The organism is Mesorhizobium sp. M0496, from assembly GCF_040321205.1.
Classification (GTDB): domain Bacteria; phylum Pseudomonadota; class Alphaproteobacteria; order Rhizobiales; family Rhizobiaceae; genus Mesorhizobium.
Window position 1 is genome coordinate 65,568 of record NZ_JAMYRC010000004.1, and the last position, 16,855, is coordinate 82,422.

15 protein-coding genes and 2 tRNA genes are annotated in these 16,855 nt (G+C 61.9%); 12 read left to right on the plus strand and 5 right to left on the minus strand.

Features of this window, described 5'->3' with window-relative positions:
• Positions 1–68 precede the first annotated feature (68 nt).
• Positions 69–713, minus strand: coding sequence for a hydrolase (locus NKI73_RS06325; protein WP_352628140.1), 645 nt, complete (start codon positions 711–713; stop codon positions 69–71).
• 156 nt (positions 714–869) lie between these two features.
• On the opposite strand from NKI73_RS06325, the gene NKI73_RS06330 reads away from it, so the two are divergent.
• From NKI73_RS06330 to NKI73_RS06340, 3 genes are all read left to right on the plus strand, one after another.
• Positions 870–1,763, plus strand: coding sequence for a LysR family transcriptional regulator (locus NKI73_RS06330; RefSeq protein ID WP_352627994.1), 894 nt, complete (start codon positions 870–872; stop codon positions 1,761–1,763).
• 358 nt (positions 1,764–2,121) lie between these two features.
• Positions 2,122–2,343, plus strand: a complete 222-nt coding sequence (locus NKI73_RS06335; RefSeq protein ID WP_352627995.1) for a hypothetical protein — start codon at positions 2,122–2,124, stop codon at positions 2,341–2,343.
• Between the two features lie 137 nt (positions 2,344–2,480).
• A complete protein-coding gene (locus NKI73_RS06340; RefSeq protein ID WP_352627996.1) occupies positions 2,481–2,792 on the plus strand; it encodes a hypothetical protein in 312 nt (103 codons plus the stop codon).
• 370 nt (positions 2,793–3,162) lie between these two features.
• Here NKI73_RS06340 and NKI73_RS06345 read toward each other — a convergent pair.
• Positions 3,163–3,237, minus strand: a tRNA-Asn gene (locus NKI73_RS06345).
• A gap of 223 nt (positions 3,238–3,460) precedes the next feature.
• On the opposite strand from NKI73_RS06345, the gene NKI73_RS06350 reads away from it, so the two are divergent.
• The 9 genes from NKI73_RS06350 to NKI73_RS06390 all read left to right on the plus strand — a co-directional run bounded on the left by NKI73_RS06350 (position 3,461) and on the right by NKI73_RS06390 (position 15,071).
• The gene (locus tag NKI73_RS06350) at positions 3,461–3,718 is read left to right on the plus strand and encodes a hypothetical protein (RefSeq protein WP_352627997.1); all 258 of its coding nucleotides are present in this window, start codon (positions 3,461–3,463) and stop codon (positions 3,716–3,718) included.
• Between the two features lie 305 nt (positions 3,719–4,023).
• Positions 4,024–4,097 (plus strand) — tRNA-Cys (locus NKI73_RS06355).
• A 90-nt stretch (positions 4,098–4,187) separates the two neighbouring features.
• Positions 4,188–4,856 (plus strand): protein-L-isoaspartate O-methyltransferase family protein, encoded by a 669-nt coding sequence (locus tag NKI73_RS06360; RefSeq protein WP_352627998.1) that lies wholly within the window; start codon positions 4,188–4,190, stop codon positions 4,854–4,856.
• Positions 4,857–5,040: 184 nt separating this feature from the next.
• Positions 5,041–6,429, plus strand: a complete 1,389-nt coding sequence (locus NKI73_RS06365) for a TolC family outer membrane protein (RefSeq protein ID WP_352627999.1) — start codon at positions 5,041–5,043, stop codon at positions 6,427–6,429.
• Positions 6,430–6,639: 210 nt separating this feature from the next.
• Positions 6,640–7,446 (plus strand): PopZ family protein, encoded by an 807-nt coding sequence (locus NKI73_RS06370; RefSeq protein ID WP_352628000.1) that lies wholly within the window; start codon positions 6,640–6,642, stop codon positions 7,444–7,446.
• 367 nt (positions 7,447–7,813) lie between these two features.
• Entirely contained in the window at positions 7,814–10,597 is a 2,784-nt protein-coding gene (locus NKI73_RS06375) for a valine--tRNA ligase (protein WP_352628001.1), read from the plus strand.
• A 357-nt stretch (positions 10,598–10,954) separates the two neighbouring features.
• Positions 10,955–12,202, plus strand: coding sequence for an outer membrane protein transport protein (locus NKI73_RS06380; protein WP_352628002.1), 1,248 nt, complete (start codon positions 10,955–10,957; stop codon positions 12,200–12,202).
• A gap of 318 nt (positions 12,203–12,520) precedes the next feature.
• Entirely contained in the window at positions 12,521–14,245 is a 1,725-nt protein-coding gene (gene ilvD / locus NKI73_RS06385) for a dihydroxy-acid dehydratase (RefSeq protein ID WP_352628003.1), read from the plus strand.
• Positions 14,232–15,071 (plus strand): tetratricopeptide repeat protein, encoded by an 840-nt coding sequence (locus NKI73_RS06390; RefSeq protein WP_352628004.1) that lies wholly within the window; start codon positions 14,232–14,234, stop codon positions 15,069–15,071. Before ilvD ends, NKI73_RS06390 begins: the two co-directional genes overlap by 14 nt.
• A 125-nt stretch (positions 15,072–15,196) precedes the next feature.
• On the opposite strand, the gene NKI73_RS06395 is transcribed toward NKI73_RS06390, so the two are convergent.
• From NKI73_RS06395 to xth, 3 genes are all read right to left on the minus strand, one after another.
• Positions 15,197–15,571 carry an endonuclease domain-containing protein gene (locus tag NKI73_RS06395; protein ID WP_502905616.1) on the minus strand — a complete coding sequence of 125 codons (375 nt, stop codon included), beginning with the start codon at positions 15,569–15,571 and terminating at the stop codon, positions 15,197–15,199.
• An 89-nt stretch (positions 15,572–15,660) separates the two neighbouring features.
• Positions 15,661–15,978: a hypothetical protein gene (locus tag NKI73_RS06400; protein ID WP_352628006.1), complete on the minus strand. Its 318-nt coding sequence runs from the start codon at positions 15,976–15,978 to the stop codon at positions 15,661–15,663.
• Between the two features lie 78 nt (positions 15,979–16,056).
• A complete protein-coding gene (gene xth, locus NKI73_RS06405) occupies positions 16,057–16,851 on the minus strand; it encodes an exodeoxyribonuclease III (RefSeq protein WP_352628007.1) in 795 nt (264 codons plus the stop codon).
• Between the last annotated feature and the right edge of the window lie 4 nt (positions 16,852–16,855).

Genomic DNA, 16,855 nt, shown 5'->3' on the forward strand with positions numbered 1-16,855 from the left:
AAGGCCGCTTGACCTGTCGCGCGGGGCCGTGTGCTAACCGTTTGGTTCGCTCGCCATTCCGGCCGGGATCAGCCGGCTACTGGCGTGTTGAGAAGCTGCTGCTCCCAAAGATACGCGATGCCGCTGCCGCCGAAGTGCTGGATAAGAATCTCGGTCAGCTCCTCGACATGCTCGGTGCGCGCCCAATCGCGTTGCCATTCGCCAGCGAGCGCCATCACGGTCATCACGTTCGCGCCGGCCGTGATCATTCGCTGGATGGCAACTTCGTGAGACTCCTTCGAAATCCCGCCCGACGCGTCGGTGATCACGGTCACGTCCCAGCCTTCGCCGGCGGCCTGGATCACAGGCATTGCGACGCAGACCTCCGTCCACAGGCCGGCGATGATCAGCTGCTTGCGGCCGGTCGCCTTGACGACGCTCACCACATTCTCGTCCTGCCAGGTGTTCACCCAGGTGCGATCGATGACTTCCTGGTCCGGAAATACGTCGGTGATCTGCTTGAAGAGAAGTCCACCGCGCGCCGCGATCACGCTGGTGAGAATGGTCGGAACATCGAAGGCTTTTGCCAGCTTTGCCAGCGCGGTCGTGTTGTTGACCACCATGTGCGGATCGTGGCTGTTCAGGCTTGCGAGCTGATAAGGCTGGTGGTCGATCAGAACGAGTACCGAGTCTTCAGGACGAAGAAGCGAATCGAGGCCGTTACGAAGGGTCATCAAGACTTCCTTTCTCTGCCGCCATGGACGGCAATGGGGTTCACGGGAGACATGCGCCCAGCGGGCGACGTTGCCTGGACGCAATTTGCCGTTCCTTTTGGTGATGCAGTAGTGCCATTATCAGGCAAGCTGTGTCGCGAAATGAGGAACGCTGAATTGGACATCGAAGATCTACAGACATTCGTCGCAGTGGCCGATGCAGGGGGCGTATCGGCCGCCGCGCGCCGGCTCGGCGTCTCCAAGTCAATCGTCAGCCGGCGGCTCTTTCGGGTTGAAGCGGAACTTGGCGTCCAGCTTGTTGCACGAACGACCCGCGGCGCCGCGCTCACGGAAGCGGGAATCACGTTCAGAGACCATGCGGCCCGGGCCAGCGCAGAGATCGATACCGCCAGGGAAACGATCCTCCCGACTGGCGACCTGCGCGGCCGCCTGAGAGTTGCCATGCCGCTTACTTTCGGCCCAACCCACTTCGCCCCCGTGCTCGCGGAAATGGCGCGCCTGCACCCGAAGCTTCAAATCCATACCTCCTACAGCGATCGCTTCGTCGATCTGATCGCCGAAGGTTTCGATTGCGCGATCCGGGGCGCCTACCTTCAGGACTCCAACTTGATCGCGAAGCGCGTTGGGCCGATCCATGGAAAGCTTGTCGCAAGCCCGGATTATATCGAGGTGCACGGGTCACCCGAGACCCCGGACGAACTCGTCAGCCATCAGGCCCTCATGCAGGGAACAGAAGCCTGGCAGTTCCTGGATGGCAGAAAGACTGTTACGGTCCAGCCGCAGGGCCAATTCAAGGCCGACAGCGCCACGGCGCTTGCCGCCGCGGCGGCGGCAGGTCTCGGCATCGCCTGGCTCCCCGATTGCGTCACACATGAATATGTGGCCTCCGGCGCGCTGGTCCCGATCATGACACGCTATCCGGTACCTCCGGGGGCCGCGTATGTCGTACGCCCGCCGGGTCAGCATCCTGCGCGGAAAGTGCGGGTGCTCACCGAAATGCTAACTGAGTATTTCAAACGGAACCCGGAACTTTGGGGTCTCGACAGCTAGTAGGTGCCTGATTGGTTCCATGCATCAGGATCTCGTCGGGCTCTTCGGCTGCTCGGATTGCAAGGCTGCGGGCCGCGATCGCCGGCCGGGCCTTCTTCACCGTTGTGCCTGACTAGGAAGGCCAACAGCGGGAGCGAAACCGCGACTGGAAGCCGACTTTCGGGATGCCTCCTTAGAGCCCGATAAGCCTCCAGGGATTTCTGGCGCGAGAGGCGGCTTCGTTAAGCGATAGCTAATATAGATGAGCCCGCGTCATCCAATCGAGGGATGGCGCGACTTAATCCCCCGCTCCACCTAATGGCAAGGCAAAGGGTGGCAACCCCGGTTTTGCCGCCCAAGGGCCTGCTGGGGGCTAAATATGAGCAAGACGACTCTCGTACTCGCTATCCTCGCTATCAGCATCAGCTATGCCGATGCCAAGGGCCATAAGGTGAACCTGCCGGTTTGCACCGCGTCAAGCTCACTCGCCGAAGTCCTGGGGGACAAGTGTTTTCTCGTCAAAGGTTCGAAGATCTATGGCGACATCGCCGATCTTTCCCAGATAATCACTTGGGCTGGTGGCGGAGCTGGCGGTCTGTGATGGGTGCCCTTGGGCAGTGCGACGACCGCGAGGAAGACGGCCGAGCCGGACAACGACGGCGAACACGTCATGTGGCGCGATGATCTGACTGGTCAGACCGTGCTGGTGCGGCTGTGAAGGGAAATATCGCTGTCTACATGCAGAGAACCGAGCGCTTCGAGGCTATCGTCCCGACGGTCGATCTCGCGAACGGCGATATGATCGTTGTGCTTCGGACCGAAGACTCCAGCGGCGGACGCTCGTTTCGCATGTCGCCAGAACTGGGCGCGGAGTTCCGGTCCTATTTTTTCCGAGATGATCCGCCAGAAGGCGAACTGATCAAACCTGCAAACTTGCAGGATTGGCCCGCTGCCGATGGTGGCGGGCTTTCTTTATCTTGTGGCAGAAAAGTCACGCAGCTGGAATATGCTGAGCTTCAACCGGCGCGAGCTTATTGTCCAGCCAAGTGAGGCGTACCGTTGTTTCGCGGGCAAAGGGGATGCCCGACACTCCTCCCGAACTAGGCCCGCTGCCCGCAAAGGCGGCGGGCCTATTTATTCAGCTTGTAGTCCGCTACGAAAGCCCTCGCTCATTGAGCAGATGGTTGCTTTTCACTTCTAGGATGTGAGTCCGCCAGTAGAGGACGTGTCCAACAATGAAGACCCCACGATTGGCTGATCCGTCCACATCGAAATCCCAGCACAAACGACTGCCGACAAAAACACGAGTGTTGACGTTTTCATTTGCTCCCCCCTTGCAGATGTAGCCCGAAACGTAGCCCAGCACAGAACATCGGCAAATTTGCCGACCTAAGAAATTTGGTTAAGTGCTTGAAATGATTGGCTCCCCGGGCCGGATTCGAACCAGCGACCAACCGGTTAACAGCCGGTTGCTCTACCACTGAGCTACCGGGGAACGGAGGCTCTTATGCGAGTGGGGGAGCGTATAGCTGCCCTTTTCGGCTTTGCAAAGAAGCAATTCGCATTTTTCCGAGGCTTTTTCGCACAGGCGTTTCTCGCAATCGTCGAGAGATGTCCTCATATTAGCAGTCTTGGCAGGGATACGGAACCGAAAGCGCGGCCGCGCCTGGGTTCGCTGATGCTTCTGAACGATCAAAACGGGTCAATCTTTCGAGACGATGACAGCACAAGACAACCAGATGCCGGCGCGCAAAATCTCAGTTTTCGGGCGCGAGTTCAAAATGCCGCGCTCGCGCGGGCTCAGAATCGCCATCGGTATCCTGCTGACCATGGGCGGTATCCTCGGCTTCCTGCCGATCCTCGGTTTCTGGATGGTTCCGCTCGGATTGCTAGTGCTTTCTTATGAATTCGCCATGGTGCGGCGCCACCGGCGCCGCTTTGTCGTCTGGTGGGAACGGCGACGCCGGCCGGATTGACGGCCATGACGCAGGCACGCCTCAGCGGGCGGCGTGCTCTTCCAGTGTCTCGCGGATCTGCTTGAGAATCGCCGCGGCTGAGGCAAGCCTTGCCCTGTCGAGCGGCGACAGGTTGCCCGCGCTTCGATGGACAGGCCGTCGACTGCGTGGCGCAAAAGCTCTCCGCACTGCGGCAGGCCCGGGCCTGACGATTGGCGGGGTGTGCCCGGGTTGGCGCAGAGGAAACCGTTCGGAATGCACGGTGGCCGCTTGACGGCATTTTCGCCGCAACCTATTGGAACCGGGTGGAACGCCGGGAGCAACGAGGCCTCGTGGCGGAGTGGTTACGCAGAGGACTGCAAATCCTTGCACCCCGGTTCGATTCCGGGCGAGGCCTCCAATGCCCGGGCCCCCGCGCTACAGCGCTGGGGCCTGAAGTTCCTGACATAATGAACCGCGGTTCTGGCGCGGCAAGCGGATTGGTTGGGACATGAGCGCTGATTTCTCCGAGCTTCGCGTCAAGATGGTCGACGGCCAGGTTCGCACCACCGATGTGACCAGCGCGCCGCTGCTCGACGCCATGCTTGTCGTGCCAAGAGAAGCCTTTGTCGGCGCCGCCCAGCGCGATCTTGCCTATATCGACGAGGACATCCGCATTGCCGCGGGCGCGGACGGCGCGCGCTACCTGATGGAAGCCTCGCCGCTGGCCAAGCTCATCCAGCTGGCCGAGATCAACCCGACCGATTCGGCGCTCGATGTCGGCTGCGGCACCGGCTACGCTTCGGCCATCCTGTCGCGGCTGGCCAGGTCCGTGGTGGCGCTCGAAAGCGATTCTGCGCTGGCGGAAACCGCCAGGTCGACGCTTTCATCGCTTGGTTGCGGCAATGTGACCGTCGTCCAGGGGGCGTTGCCGCAGGGGCATGCCGCCCAGGCGCCTTATGATGTCATCTTCGTCGGCGGCAGCGTCGCGGAAGTCCCAGTGCCGCTGCTCGATCAGCTTGCTGAAGGCGGCCGACTCGTCGCCGTCGAAGGGCAAGGCAATTCCGGAGTGGCACGACTTTTTTTCAAAGCCGGGGGGGTTGTAACCGGAAGACGCGCGTTTAATGCGGCAATTAAGCCACTACCGGGATTTGAACGTATTCGTGCTTTCGAGTTCTGAATGATTTTGCCTTGCAGCAGAGGCTTTGTCATGGTCGCTTGCATTTGAACAATCGTTGCTGATCCGCAAACTGGGGGCACTTTGGGGCTTGAGCAGCAGGGAACATCGAACACGCGGCGCCGGCTGATCAGAATGAGAAGCCGGTGCGGCGCAGTTCCCATGGAAAACGAATGAGGGTTTAACCGTGCCGTCTGTAAGCAAGTCACTTTTCACCGCCGTCCTCGTTTCGGCGACCATGCTGTCCCCGCTGGCCGCTTCGGCGGAAACCATTTCCGGCGCGCTTGCAAAGGCCTATCAATACAATTCTTCACTGAATTCGGCCCGCGCCGGCGTCCGTGTCACCGATGAGAGTGTCGCCATCGCCAAGTCGGGCTATCGTCCGATCGTCACCGGCTCGGCGGAAATCGATTATTCGAGCAGTCATCTCAACGGTACGGATCGGAGCGTGCGCCTGACCACCGGCAATTTTGGCGTCCAGATCAATCAGACGCTGTTCGACGGCTTTCAGACCCGGAACAATGTCGCTGCCGCCGAATCACAGGTTCGCGCTTCGGTCGAAAGCCTGCGCAACACCGAAGAGAATACCCTGTTCAGCGCGGCGCAGGCGTATATGAACGTGATTCGCGACCGGCAGGTCGCAGTGCTGACCGAGCAGAATCTGCAATTCCTGACCGAAACGGCGCGCGCTGCGCGTTCGCGCTTCGAAGTTGGCGAAGGCACGCGCACCGACGTCGCGCAGGCCGACGCTTCGCGGGCCGCCGCGGTGGCATCGCTGAGTGCCGCCCGGGCGCAGGCGTTGGCAAGTGCGGCGAGCTATCGCCAGATCGTCGGCGACGAACCAGGCAAGCTCAAAGGCCCTTCGCCGCTGGCAAAGCTGTTGCCGTCGAGCCTCGCCGCCGCCATCGGGGTGGCCTCGAACGAGCACCCGGCCATCCTTGCCACCCAGCACCTGGTCGACGCCGCCGCGTTTTCGGTGAAATCGGCCGAAGGCGCGCTGCTGCCGCAGCTGTCGGCTTCCGCCGGCGTCTCGAGCGCCTATCGCAACACTGTGCCGGGTGCCTTCTCGACGCAGGACGGCACCACCAACTCGGCCAGTGTCGGGGCAACGCTGACCATCCCGATCTATTCAGGCGGCCGCACCTCGGCGATCGTGCGTCAGGACAAGGAATCGCTCAGCCAGGCCCGCATCGAGGTCGATGTCAGCCGCGACCAGGTGCGCCAGGCCGTCACCGCCGCCTGGACCGAGTACACCGCAGCCCAGCAGCAGCTGACGGCCAACAGGCAAGTCATCGAGGCCGCGAAGCTTGCGTTGAACGGCGTCATCGAAGAACGCAATGTCGGCCAGCGCACCACGCTCGACGTCCTCAATGCACAGGCTACGGTCATCACCGCCCAGATCAACCAGGCCGGTTATGAGCATGATGTGGTGGTGGCGAGCTACGCCATCCTGCAGGCGACCGGCCGCCTGTCCGTCGACCGCCTTGGCCTGCAGGTGGCGAAATACAAGCCTGAAGAGCATTACAACGCTGTCAAGGACAAGTGGTACGGCCTGCGCACGCCGGACGGCCGCTGAGGGCGTTCGGTTAGCCGTCTCGCCGTTTGAGCAGGATTTTTTGCTCCGCTGCTCTTGGCTTTCAAGATCGCGCTAATCTGTTGAAATCCCACAAGTCCCCAGATTGGGGATTCTCGTGCGGCGATCCGTCGGTTACGCTGTCGCCATGATTCGATCCGGCTTTGCCGGAGCGGAAATCCCACAGGGGTCACAAAGGCGGCGGATGTGACGATGGCGACGGCAAGCAGTGTACAGCGCGAACCTTCCATGGAAGAGATACTGGCTTCCATCAGGCGGATCATTGAGGACAGCGACGGCGGTCGCAAGCAGCCGGGCGACGCTGATGAGTTGCGCCAGGATCTGGAGCCGGCGCCGAACGCCGATGCTGCCCCCGACGTTGACGCATTCCGTGCCGACCTGCATGCCGCTTCCGAGGTCAGGAAGCCGGTCACGCTGGCGGAAGTCCAGGCGCAGCTGCCGGCGGCCGAGCCGGTGATCGCGCGTACGGAAACGCCGGTGCGCCCCGATCCAGCCCCGGCAAAGCCATCTATGACACTTGCCGAGGTCAGCGCCCGGGTTGGCGCCGAGCCGGCCAACGCGCCGGCACCGCGTCCCGTCACTGCCCCCGACGCCCCCGTTGCCGATTGGCGGCGTGAGATCGCCGCGGTTGGTGAGCAGGCCAAAATGGTGTCGGACAGGGCCGAGGCACGCAAGCCGGTTGCCCAGCCGCCAGTGGACAACTCAAGGGACGAAGCGAGCGCGAAAGCCTCTGAGCCGCCTCGTCCAGACGTGGTGCGGCCAGCCGCGGCCAGTGATGCGCCGCGTCCGGCCATCGTTTCCGAGCACACCGGCCGGCAGGTTGCCGCCGCCTTTGGCGAGCTTTCCGATGCGTTCGCCAGCCGCGGCAAGAAGACATTCGACGAGATGGCCGAAGAGATGCTGCGCCCGATGCTGCAGGATTGGCTCGACAACAATCTGCCGACACTGGTCGAAAGGCTGGTGCGCGAGGAGATCGAGCGCGTGGCGCGCGGCGCGTAATAATTCTCCATACCGGGTTACCAAAAGAACCGGCGCCTTCGTGGCGCCGTTTCTTTTTGTGAGGTCAACTCGCGCCGGTCGCGAAGCAGACAGGCTTCCGCCGGAAACGCTGACGATTATTGACCGTGGCGACATCTTCTACGTTCGCCGCTCCAACTACGGCCCCGACTGCCCGGCATGTGGAAAGCCGTATCGGACGCCGCGGGCAAAGTTTTGCGACGAGTGCGGGCACGGCCTTCCGTTGAAATGAACAAGGCCACGCCTATTTGACGTCGAGGGTCAGAGACAGCCCTTGCGGTTGACTTGGCCAAAACCTTCCGATTTACACCGGACCAGCAAAACTCCCGACAGCGCGGACCATTTTCCCATGCTTGAAAAGACCTACGACGCCAAAACCGTCGAGCCGAAGATCGCCAAAATCTGGGAAGAGGCCGACGCGTTTCGCGCCGGTGCCGGGGCCGAGGAGGGGGCGGAAGCCTTCACCATCGTCATCCCGCCGCCGAACGTCACCGGTTCGCTGCATATGGGGCACGCGCTAAACAACACGCTGCAAGACATTTTGGTACGCTTCGAGCGCATGCGCGGCAAGAACGTCTTGTGGCAGCCGGGCATGGACCATGCCGGCATCGCCACGCAGATGGTGGTCGAGCGCCAGCTTATGGAAAAGCAGATCCACCGCCGCGACCTGACCCGCGAACAGTTCATCGAGAAAGTGTGGGAGTGGAAGGCCGAATCCGGTGGCGCGATCTTCAACCAGCTGAAGCGGCTCGGTGCCTCTGCCGACTGGTCACGCGAACGCTTCACCATGGACGAAGGCCTGTCCAAGGCCGTCCTCGAAGTGTTCGTCACGCTCTACAAGGAAGGGCTGATCTACAAGGACAAGCGCCTTGTGAACTGGGATCCCAAGCTGCTCACCGCGATCTCCGATCTCGAGGTCGAGCAACAGGAGGTCAACGGCAATCTCTGGCACTTCCGCTATCCCATCGAGGGCCAGGTCTTCGACCCGGAGAATCCGAAAACCTTCATCACCGTGGCGACGACGCGCCCCGAGACGATGCTGGGCGACACGGCCGTTGCCGTGCATCCCGACGACGAGCGTTTCCGGCATCTGATCGGCAAGAACATCGTTCTGCCGATCGTCGGCCGCAAGATTCCCGTGGTGGCGGATGATTATTCCGACCCTGAGAAGGGCTCCGGCGCGGTCAAGATCACACCGGCGCACGACTTCAACGACTTCGAAGTCGGCAAGCGCCACAAGCTGCCGGCGATCAATATCCTGACCACGGCAGCGGCGGTAAGTCTTAGGGATAATGAGGATTTTCTTGCCGGTCTTGAGGTGACGCCGGAGCGCCAGGCGGTCTGGGATGAACTCAACGGCCTCGACCGCTTCGTCGCGCGCAAGAAGATTGTCGAGCTGATGGAAGAAGGCGGCTTCCTCGAAAAGGTCGAGCCGCATCGCCACGCCGTGCCGCATGGCGATCGCGGCGGCGTGCCGATCGAGCCGTTCCTGACCGAGCAGTGGTATGCCAACGCGGCGCAACTGGCCAAACCGGCGATCGCATCGGTGCGTGAGGGCCGCACCAACTTCGTGCCGAAGAACTGGGAAAAGACCTATTTCGACTGGATGGAGAACATCCAGCCCTGGTGCATCTCGCGCCAGCTCTGGTGGGGTCACCAGATCCCAGCCTGGTACGGGCCGGACGGGCGCGTCTTCGTCGAGAAGACCGAGGAAGAGGCGCTGAGCGCGGCGATCGAATATTATCTGGCGCTGGAAGGGCCGTGGAAGGCCTGGGTCGAGGACAAGCTCGAGAATTTCCAGCCGGGCGAGATCCTGACCCGCGATGAGGATGTGCTCGATACATGGTTCTCATCGGCGCTATGGCCGTTCTCGACGCTCGGCTGGCCGGATGAGACGCCCGAGTTGAAGACCTACTACCAGACCGACGTGCTGGTGACCGGCTTCGACATCATCTTCTTCTGGGTCGCCCGCATGATGATGATGGGCCTGCACTTCATGGACGAGGAGCCGTTCCACACCGTCTATGTCCATGCGCTGGTGCGCGACAAGAACGGGCAGAAGATGTCGAAGTCGAAAGGCAACGTCATCGACCCGCTCGACCTCATCGACGAATACGGCGCCGATGCGCTGCGCTTCACCCTGACGGTTATGGCGGCGCAAGGCCGCGACGTGAAGCTCGACCCGGCGCGCATAGCCGGCTATCGCAATTTCGGCACCAAGCTGTGGAACGCGACGCGTTTTGCCGAGATGAACGAGGTCGCGCGCAACGACGATTTCTGGCTGAACGACGCCAAGCTGGCGGTCAATCGCTGGATCCTCACCGAATTGACGCGTGCCGCGCGAGAGATCACCGACGGCATCACCTCATACCGCTTCAACGAAGCTGCGGGGGCTGCCTACCGCTTCGTCTGGAACCTGTTCTGCGACTGGTACCTGGAACTGCTGAAGCCGGTGTTCATGGGCGCCGACGAGGCGGCCAAGACCGAAAGCCGCGCCTGCGTCGCCTTCGTGCTGGATGAAATCTACAAGCTGCTGCACCCGATGATGCCGTTCATGACGGAGGAGCTGTGGGCGCAGACCGCTGGCGAAGGCAAGGAACGGGCCTCGCTGCTGTGCCATGCCGCATGGCCATCGCCGGATTTCGAAGACGCGGATGCCGCCGCCGACATCAACTGGCTGGTCGACCTCGTCTCGGGCATCCGTTCCGTGCGCTCGGAGATGAACGTGCCGCCGGCAGCCATTGCACCGCTGGTGGTGGTCGGCGCCAACGGTGTGACTCGTGAACGGCTTGTTCGTGAGGACTCGGCGATCAAGCGGCTGGCGCGGGTCGGCGACATCTCGCTGGCCGATGTCGCTCCAAAGGGTTCGGCGCAGATCGTGCTCAACGAGGCGACGATCTGCCTGCCGCTCGGCAGCCTGATCGATCTCGCCGCCGAGGCTGCACGGCTGCAGAAGGAACTGGCCAAGGTGACGGAGGAAATCGCGCGCCTGCACAAGAAGCTGTCGAACGAAAGATTCGTCGCCAGCGCGCCGGCCGAGATCGTCGAAGCCGAGCGTGAAAAGCTCGCCGAATACCGTGACGCGCAGGAGAAGCTTTCGGTCGCGTTGACCAGGGTTCGCGACGCCGGTTGAGGGTAGATTCGCGAGACTTTAGAACGCTCTAAAATGGGACCGTTTTTACCCCGAAAGTCGACATTCCGTAGCGTTAATGTTGACGTAAACGGAAGTTTTTGCCCCATTGTTGCCATAATGTAACAATGGGGCCTTTGCTCCCCAAAAAGCACTGTTCTTGAGCCTTTTTGGGCGTTTTTTCTCGTTTTTTTGGGGACGATACCCCCGGATGGGCCGTTTTTCGGCTCTGCTGCGTCCGGTTGCATTTTGTCGAAAGTGCGCCTGGCGAATATGTACATGTACGCCCTTGAATTCGTTGTTGCACCGTTAACCTGAATTGGTTCTAGCTCGATACACTCGAATTCGGGGAGGACATTCATGACTATTCTGCGACTGAAAACGCTGCTGGGGGCAGGGTGCTTTTCGCTTGCTTTGATCGGAACGGCGATGAGTTCGGCGCATGCCGGCGGCATCGAGCGCGGCGGCTACGACATCGATCTTTTGTTCGATCCGGCTCCGTTCGCTACGGAAGCCGAAGCGACCTACGTGATGCCGCAACGCAAACTCAAGAATGCGGTGGACACCGATCCGAGCGACGGCAATGTGACATTCCTCGGCAGCACGGCGAACGACAGCGAGAGCTACTGGGTGCCGCGTATCGGCGTCAAGGCCGAGCTCGTCAAAGGCGTCGACTGTATGTTCGACTATTCCCAGCCGTGGGGGGCGCATACAAATCCGGGTTTGTGGGCCGGTGCCGAGTCCAACATGGAAACCGACATCAAGAGCAACAACTACGCCACGACCTGCTCCTACAAGATGGATGCCGGCAAAGGCCAGGTTCGCTTCATCGGTGGCGTCTACTACCAGGAAGTCTATGGCTTCAAGCAAGACCTGGTGTCGCCGTTGGTGCCGGGCTTCCAGGGCACCGGCCGTGTCGATCTCAAGGGCACCGGCTGGGGCTGGCGCGCCGGCCTCGCCTATGAAATCCCAGAGATCGCGCTGCGCGCGAGCCTCGTCTACAATTCGCGGGTCAAGCTCGACAACATCTCGGGCACACTGGACTTGACGCGTGTTGGCCTTGTCGTGCTGCCGATCTATGGTGCGACGGAGTACATGCCGGACACGGTAGAATTGAAGTTGCAGTCAGGTATTGCGCCGGACTGGCTCGCCTTCGGTTCGCTGAAGTGGGTCAACTGGAGCCTGCTGCAGAGTGTTCCGATTTGCGTCGTAGGTACTCCTGCCGCGGCATGCGTTACGGGTGATGTCCTGCATTCAGGCCAGATCACCTCACTGGACCTGATGTACCGTGACGGCTGGACCGTCACCGGCGGCCTCGGCCACAAGTTCAACGACCAGTGGAGTGCGGCCGGCCAGCTTTCCTGGGATCGCGGCACGTCGCATGGCTACGGTTCGCAGACTGATACCTGGACACTGGGAGGCGGCGTCGCCTACACGCCCAAGCCAAACATCGAGGTTCGTCTGGCCGGTGCGATCGGCGTGCTGACCAGTGGCCACTCAGGGACGGTGGCTGGTGACAATGGCTACGTGGCCGGCGAGGAAGTCAGCTATGACTTCGGCAACGATCTGGTCACTGCGATTTCAGGCGGTCTCAAGATCAAGTTCTAAACCTCTGTAAAGACGAATAAAAAGGCCGGGCATTGCCCGGCCTTTTTATTGTTACCGGCTCGGAAGGAGCGGACTCGCGGCTGCAGCGGCTTAGCTGCGTTGCATATTAGCCGCACCAGTTCCGCCTCATGCGATTGTGACGTTTTGGCAACACTTTCTGAACAACCCCTGCGCTGGAAGTCAGGCCGGGGGATTTGCCCATTTCCCGCCATAAACCCGGCGCACCTCGATCTTGTCTCGGGATACGCGCCAGAAGGCTCGGCGATGGGGCAGGCCGCACCACCCCCTTTGCAGGGAAGATGTGGGGCAAGGAAGAGTATGGACGCCAAAGTCATTTCCAAGGCCAAGCTCCCCAGCCGCTATGTGACCGTCGGTCCGGCGCGTGCGCCGCACCGTTCCTATCTCTATGCGATGGGCTTGTCGGCGGCCGAGATCGCGCAGCCGCTGGTCGGCGTCGCGTCCTGCTGGAACGAGGCGGCGCCCTGCAACATTTCGCTGATGCGCCAGGCGCAGGTGGTCAAGAAGGGCGTCGCGGCCGCTAGCGGCACGCCGCGCGAATTCTGCACCATCACCGTCACCGACGGCATAGCCATGGGCCACCAGGGGATGAAATCGTCGCTGGTGTCGCGCGAGGTCATCGCCGATTCGGTCGAGCTCACCATGCGCGGCCATTGCTACGATGCGTTGGTCGGGCTGGCCGGTTGCGACAAGTCGCTGCCCGGCATGATGATGGCCATGGTGCGCCTCAACGTGCCGTCGATCTTCATCTATGGCGGTTCGATCCTGCCCGGCAGCTATCGCGGCCGCCAGATCACCGTGCAGGATGTGTTCGAGGCCGTCGGCCAACACTCGGTCGGCACGATCGATGATGCCGAACTGCTTGAAATCGAGCAGGCCGCCTGTCCGTCGGCCGGCTCCTGCGGCGCCCAGTTCACCGCCAACACCATGGCCACCGTCGCCGAGGCGATCGGCCTGGCGCTGCCCTACTCCTGCGGCGCGCCGGCGCCTTACGAGATGCGCGACCGTTTCAATTTCGCCTCGGGCGAAAAGATCATGGAGCTGATCGCGAAAAATATTCGGCCGCGCGACATCGTCACGCTGAAGGCGCTGGAGAATGCGGCGACCGTGGTGTCGGCAACCGGCGGCTCGACCAACGCAGCATTGCATCTGCCGGCGATCGCGCACGAGGCCGGCATCAAATTCGACCTGTTCGACGTGGCGAAGATTTTCGAGAAGACGCCTTACATCGCCGATCTCAAGCCGGGCGGCAAATATGTCGCCAAGGACATGTTCGAGGCCGGCGGCATTCCGCTGTTGATGAAGACGCTGCTCGACCATGGCTATCTGCATGGCGACTGCATGACCGTGACTGGCCGCACTTTGGCCGAAAACATGCAGCACGTTGCCTGGAATGAGCATCAGGATGTGGTCCGCCCGGCCAACAGACCCATTACCCAAACCGGCGGTGTCGTGGGCTTGAAGGGAAACCTTGCCCCCGAAGGCGCGATTGTGAAGGTCGCGGGCATGACGGAGCTGAAGTTCTCCGGTCCGGCGCGCTGCTTCGATTCGGAAGAGGGATGTTTCGAGGCGGTGACGCATCGCAACTACAGGGAAGGCGAGGTTCTCGTCATTCGTTACGAAGGGCCGCGCGGCGGCCCCGGCATGCGCGAGATGCTGTCGACGACGGCAGCGCTCTACGGCCAGGGCATGGGCGGCAAGGTGGCGCTGATCACCGACGGGCGCTTCTCGGGCGCGACGCGCGGTTTCTGCATCGGCCATGTCGGGCCCGAGGCAGCCGTCGGCGGTCCGATCGGGCTGCTCAGGGATGGCGATTTGATCTCAATCGACGCGGTGAACGGCACGATAGATGTGGCGTTGTCCGATAGCGAACTGGCGGCGAGGGCAAAGAATTGGAAGGCGCGCACGACCGACTATCAGTCGGGCGCGATTTGGAAATATGCACAGACGGTTGGGCCGGCGCGCGATGGCGCGGTGACCCATCCGGGCGGTGCGAAAGAAACACATTGCTATGCGGACATCTGAGTTGCTGAGGTCGTCTGTCTTTTCGGCACTGGTCGTGGCCGCCACTTTTGGCGCGACCTTTGGCGCCGTGGGCCAGGCCATGGCCTTCGACGACAAGGTGTTCGACGACAAGACCGGCGTGAAGCCGCAGTCCAGCCCGTGGGCGGTGTTCCAGTTCGGCTTCTCCGCTTACAAGAACGGGCACAAGGAACAGGCCGCCGAGGCCTACAAATACGCCGCCGAGAACGGCCAGATCGGCGCCACCTGGAAACTCGCCCGCATGTATGCCGAAGGCGATGGCGTGGCGCGCGACGACTATGAGGCGTTCAAGTTCTTCTCGGAGATCGTCGACCAGGATGTCGAGCCCGGCTCTCCCGAGGAAAGCTATGTCTCCGATGCGCTGGTGGCGCTTGGCGACTATCTGCGCAAGGGCATTCCCGGCAGCCCGGTCACCGAGAACGAGGTGGCGGCCCAGGAATATTACATGCGCGCCGCCGCCAACTACCGCAATCCGAACGCACAGTTCGAGATGGGGCAGATGTTCCTGAAAGGCGAGGGCGGCGTGAAGGCCAGCGTCAAGCAGGCCGGGCGCTGGTTCCAGCTCGCCGCCGAGAAGGGCCATGCCGGCGCGCAGGCGACACTAGGCCACCTGCTGTTCCAGAGCGGCAAGATCGTTCGCGGCCTGGCGATGATGACAGCGGCGCTCGAACGCGCTTCGCCGGCCGACCAGCCCTGGATACGCGGCATGCAGGAGGAGGCATTCGCCACCGCCGGCGAAGCCGATCGCCGCACCGCGATCTCGCTGGCCGATGACTTCCTCACCAAGGGCGGCAACGCGGACCAGTAGTCTGGCGGCTGAGTTGCCGGCGCAACATTGGAGATTGGCGAAAACGGTTGCGACAGCCAATCTCCCCCCAAGTGGGGGAGATGTCCGGCAGGACAGAGGGGGGCGCTGTCCCGCCAGCCTTGCTCTTATTCTGACGTACCCGCAACACCAGCCACGATCACAATATGCTGGCAGGCATTGTCGATGTCACCGATGATATCGTCATTCCAAAAGCGCAGGACAGTCCAGCCATCCTGCTCCAGACGCGACGATCTCGCTTCGTCACCCGCGACAGCATCGCCTTCAGCATGTTGGGAGCCATCAACTTCGACGACCAGTTTCTTTTCTGGGCAAGCAAAGTCGACAATGTAGCCGGCGATCGGAAATTGCCGCCGGAAGCCAAGCCCCATCAATCTATGCGCGCGAAGCTCGTTCCAGAGCTTCAACTCGGCGTCGGTCATCACCTTGCGCATCGACCTGGCGTTTGCACGATGGTTTGGAGGCAGAGGCGTGTGAGGCATTCTCGATGCTCGGTTGCTGTTGCGGCTGGCGCTCTACGGCGCCCCCCTCTGTCCTGCCGGACATCTCCCCCACAAGGGGGGAGATTGGCTCACTTTTCGGTCGGTTCCGTCGGCACCAGACTGGGCGCTGGCGTCGAGATCGGCGTGGCGTGCAGGTGCGGCGCCATTGTGTTTGCGGGGCAGCTGTCCCCGACCTTCGTCCACGAGGTGTTGTTGAGCACCATGTCGCAACGGGCAAGATGGCTCTGGTCGGCAACCGTCAGGCAGGCGACCTGGCCGAGCTGATAGGATTTTCCATTGGCCAGGCATTCCTGATCGGCAAGTGCCGCGGCAGGAGCGGCCACCGCAAATGCCAGGCCGATCGGACAAAGATGAAATCGAATGGTCATGGGAACCCCAGCCGCCATGCTGGTCTCCCATCATGCGCCGGAATGTGGCTATATGAGGTCGAGCGCAGGCGCGCCCGGCGTCGGGCCAGGGTTCTCTCAGGCGGGCTGCAGCGCGAGATCGATCGCCACCGGCACATGATCGGAGGGTTTTTCCCAGGCGCGGACATGCTTTTCGATCGAGGCGGATGAGAACCGGTTGGCGGCTTCCGGCGACAGCAGCAGATGGTCGATGCGGATGCCGTTGTTCTTCTGCCAGGCGCCGGCCTGATAGTCCCAGAAGGTATAGGTGTCGGGCGCGTCGGTGACCGCGCGCACCGCTTCGGTGAACCCCAGGTTGAGCAGCCGGCGGAAGGCTTGCCGCGTCTGCGGCTGGAACAGCGCATCGCCCAGCCAGTTCTCCGGAAACCGCGCGTCGATCGGCTCGGGAATGACGTTGTAGTCGCCGGCCAGCACCAGCGCCTCTTCGAGCTCAAGTCGTTCCTGCGCCCAGCGCTCCAGCCGTGCCATCCAGGACAGCTTGTAGGAGAACTTCTTCTCGTCATCGATCGGATTGCCGTTCGGCAGATAGAGCGAGGCGACGCGCAATGCGCCCTTGTCGGTCGAGAAAACGCCTTCGATGAAACGCGCCTGTTCATCGGCATCGTCGCCAGGCAGGCCTCTGATGACCTCGTCGAAGCGCAATTTCGACAGGATGGCGACACCATTGAAACCCTTCTGGCCATGGGTTTCGACGTTGTAGCCAAGCGCCTCGATCTCGGCGCGCGGGAACTGCTCATCGACCGTCTTGATCTCCTGGAGGCAGGCGATATCGGGCGCGCTTTCGGTCAGCCAATGGGTCAGGTTGCCGATGCGGGCGCGCACGCCGTTGATGTTCCAGGTGACGATTTTCATGATG

What these genes read in the sequence shown, in the direction of transcription:
- ilvD (WP_352628003.1), top strand. Translation starts at nt 12,521, where the DNA reads ATGGACGCCAAAGTCATTTCCAAGGCCAAGCTCCCCAGCCGCTATGTG.
- NKI73_RS06390 (WP_352628004.1), top strand. Translation starts at nt 14,232, where the DNA reads ATGCGGACATCTGAGTTGCTGAGGTCGTCTGTCTTTTCGGCACTGGTC.
- NKI73_RS06350 (WP_352627997.1), top strand. Translation starts at nt 3,461, where the DNA reads ATGACAGCACAAGACAACCAGATGCCGGCGCGCAAAATCTCAGTTTTC.
- NKI73_RS06375 (WP_352628001.1), top strand. Translation starts at nt 7,814, where the DNA reads ATGCTTGAAAAGACCTACGACGCCAAAACCGTCGAGCCGAAGATCGCC.
- NKI73_RS06395 (WP_502905616.1), bottom strand. Translation starts at nt 15,571, where the DNA reads ATGCCTCACACGCCTCTGCCTCCAAACCATCGTGCAAACGCCAGGTCG.
- NKI73_RS06340 (WP_352627996.1), top strand. Translation starts at nt 2,481, where the DNA reads ATGCAGAGAACCGAGCGCTTCGAGGCTATCGTCCCGACGGTCGATCTC.
- NKI73_RS06335 (WP_352627995.1), top strand. Translation starts at nt 2,122, where the DNA reads ATGAGCAAGACGACTCTCGTACTCGCTATCCTCGCTATCAGCATCAGC.
- NKI73_RS06325 (WP_352628140.1), bottom strand. Translation starts at nt 713, where the DNA reads ATGACCCTTCGTAACGGCCTCGATTCGCTTCTTCGTCCTGAAGACTCG.
- NKI73_RS06400 (WP_352628006.1), bottom strand. Translation starts at nt 15,978, where the DNA reads ATGGCGGCTGGGGTTCCCATGACCATTCGATTTCATCTTTGTCCGATC.
- NKI73_RS06380 (WP_352628002.1), top strand. Translation starts at nt 10,955, where the DNA reads ATGACTATTCTGCGACTGAAAACGCTGCTGGGGGCAGGGTGCTTTTCG.
- NKI73_RS06370 (WP_352628000.1), top strand. Translation starts at nt 6,640, where the DNA reads ATGGCGACGGCAAGCAGTGTACAGCGCGAACCTTCCATGGAAGAGATA.
- NKI73_RS06360 (WP_352627998.1), top strand. Translation starts at nt 4,188, where the DNA reads ATGAGCGCTGATTTCTCCGAGCTTCGCGTCAAGATGGTCGACGGCCAG.
- xth (WP_352628007.1), bottom strand. Translation starts at nt 16,851, where the DNA reads ATGAAAATCGTCACCTGGAACATCAACGGCGTGCGCGCCCGCATCGGC.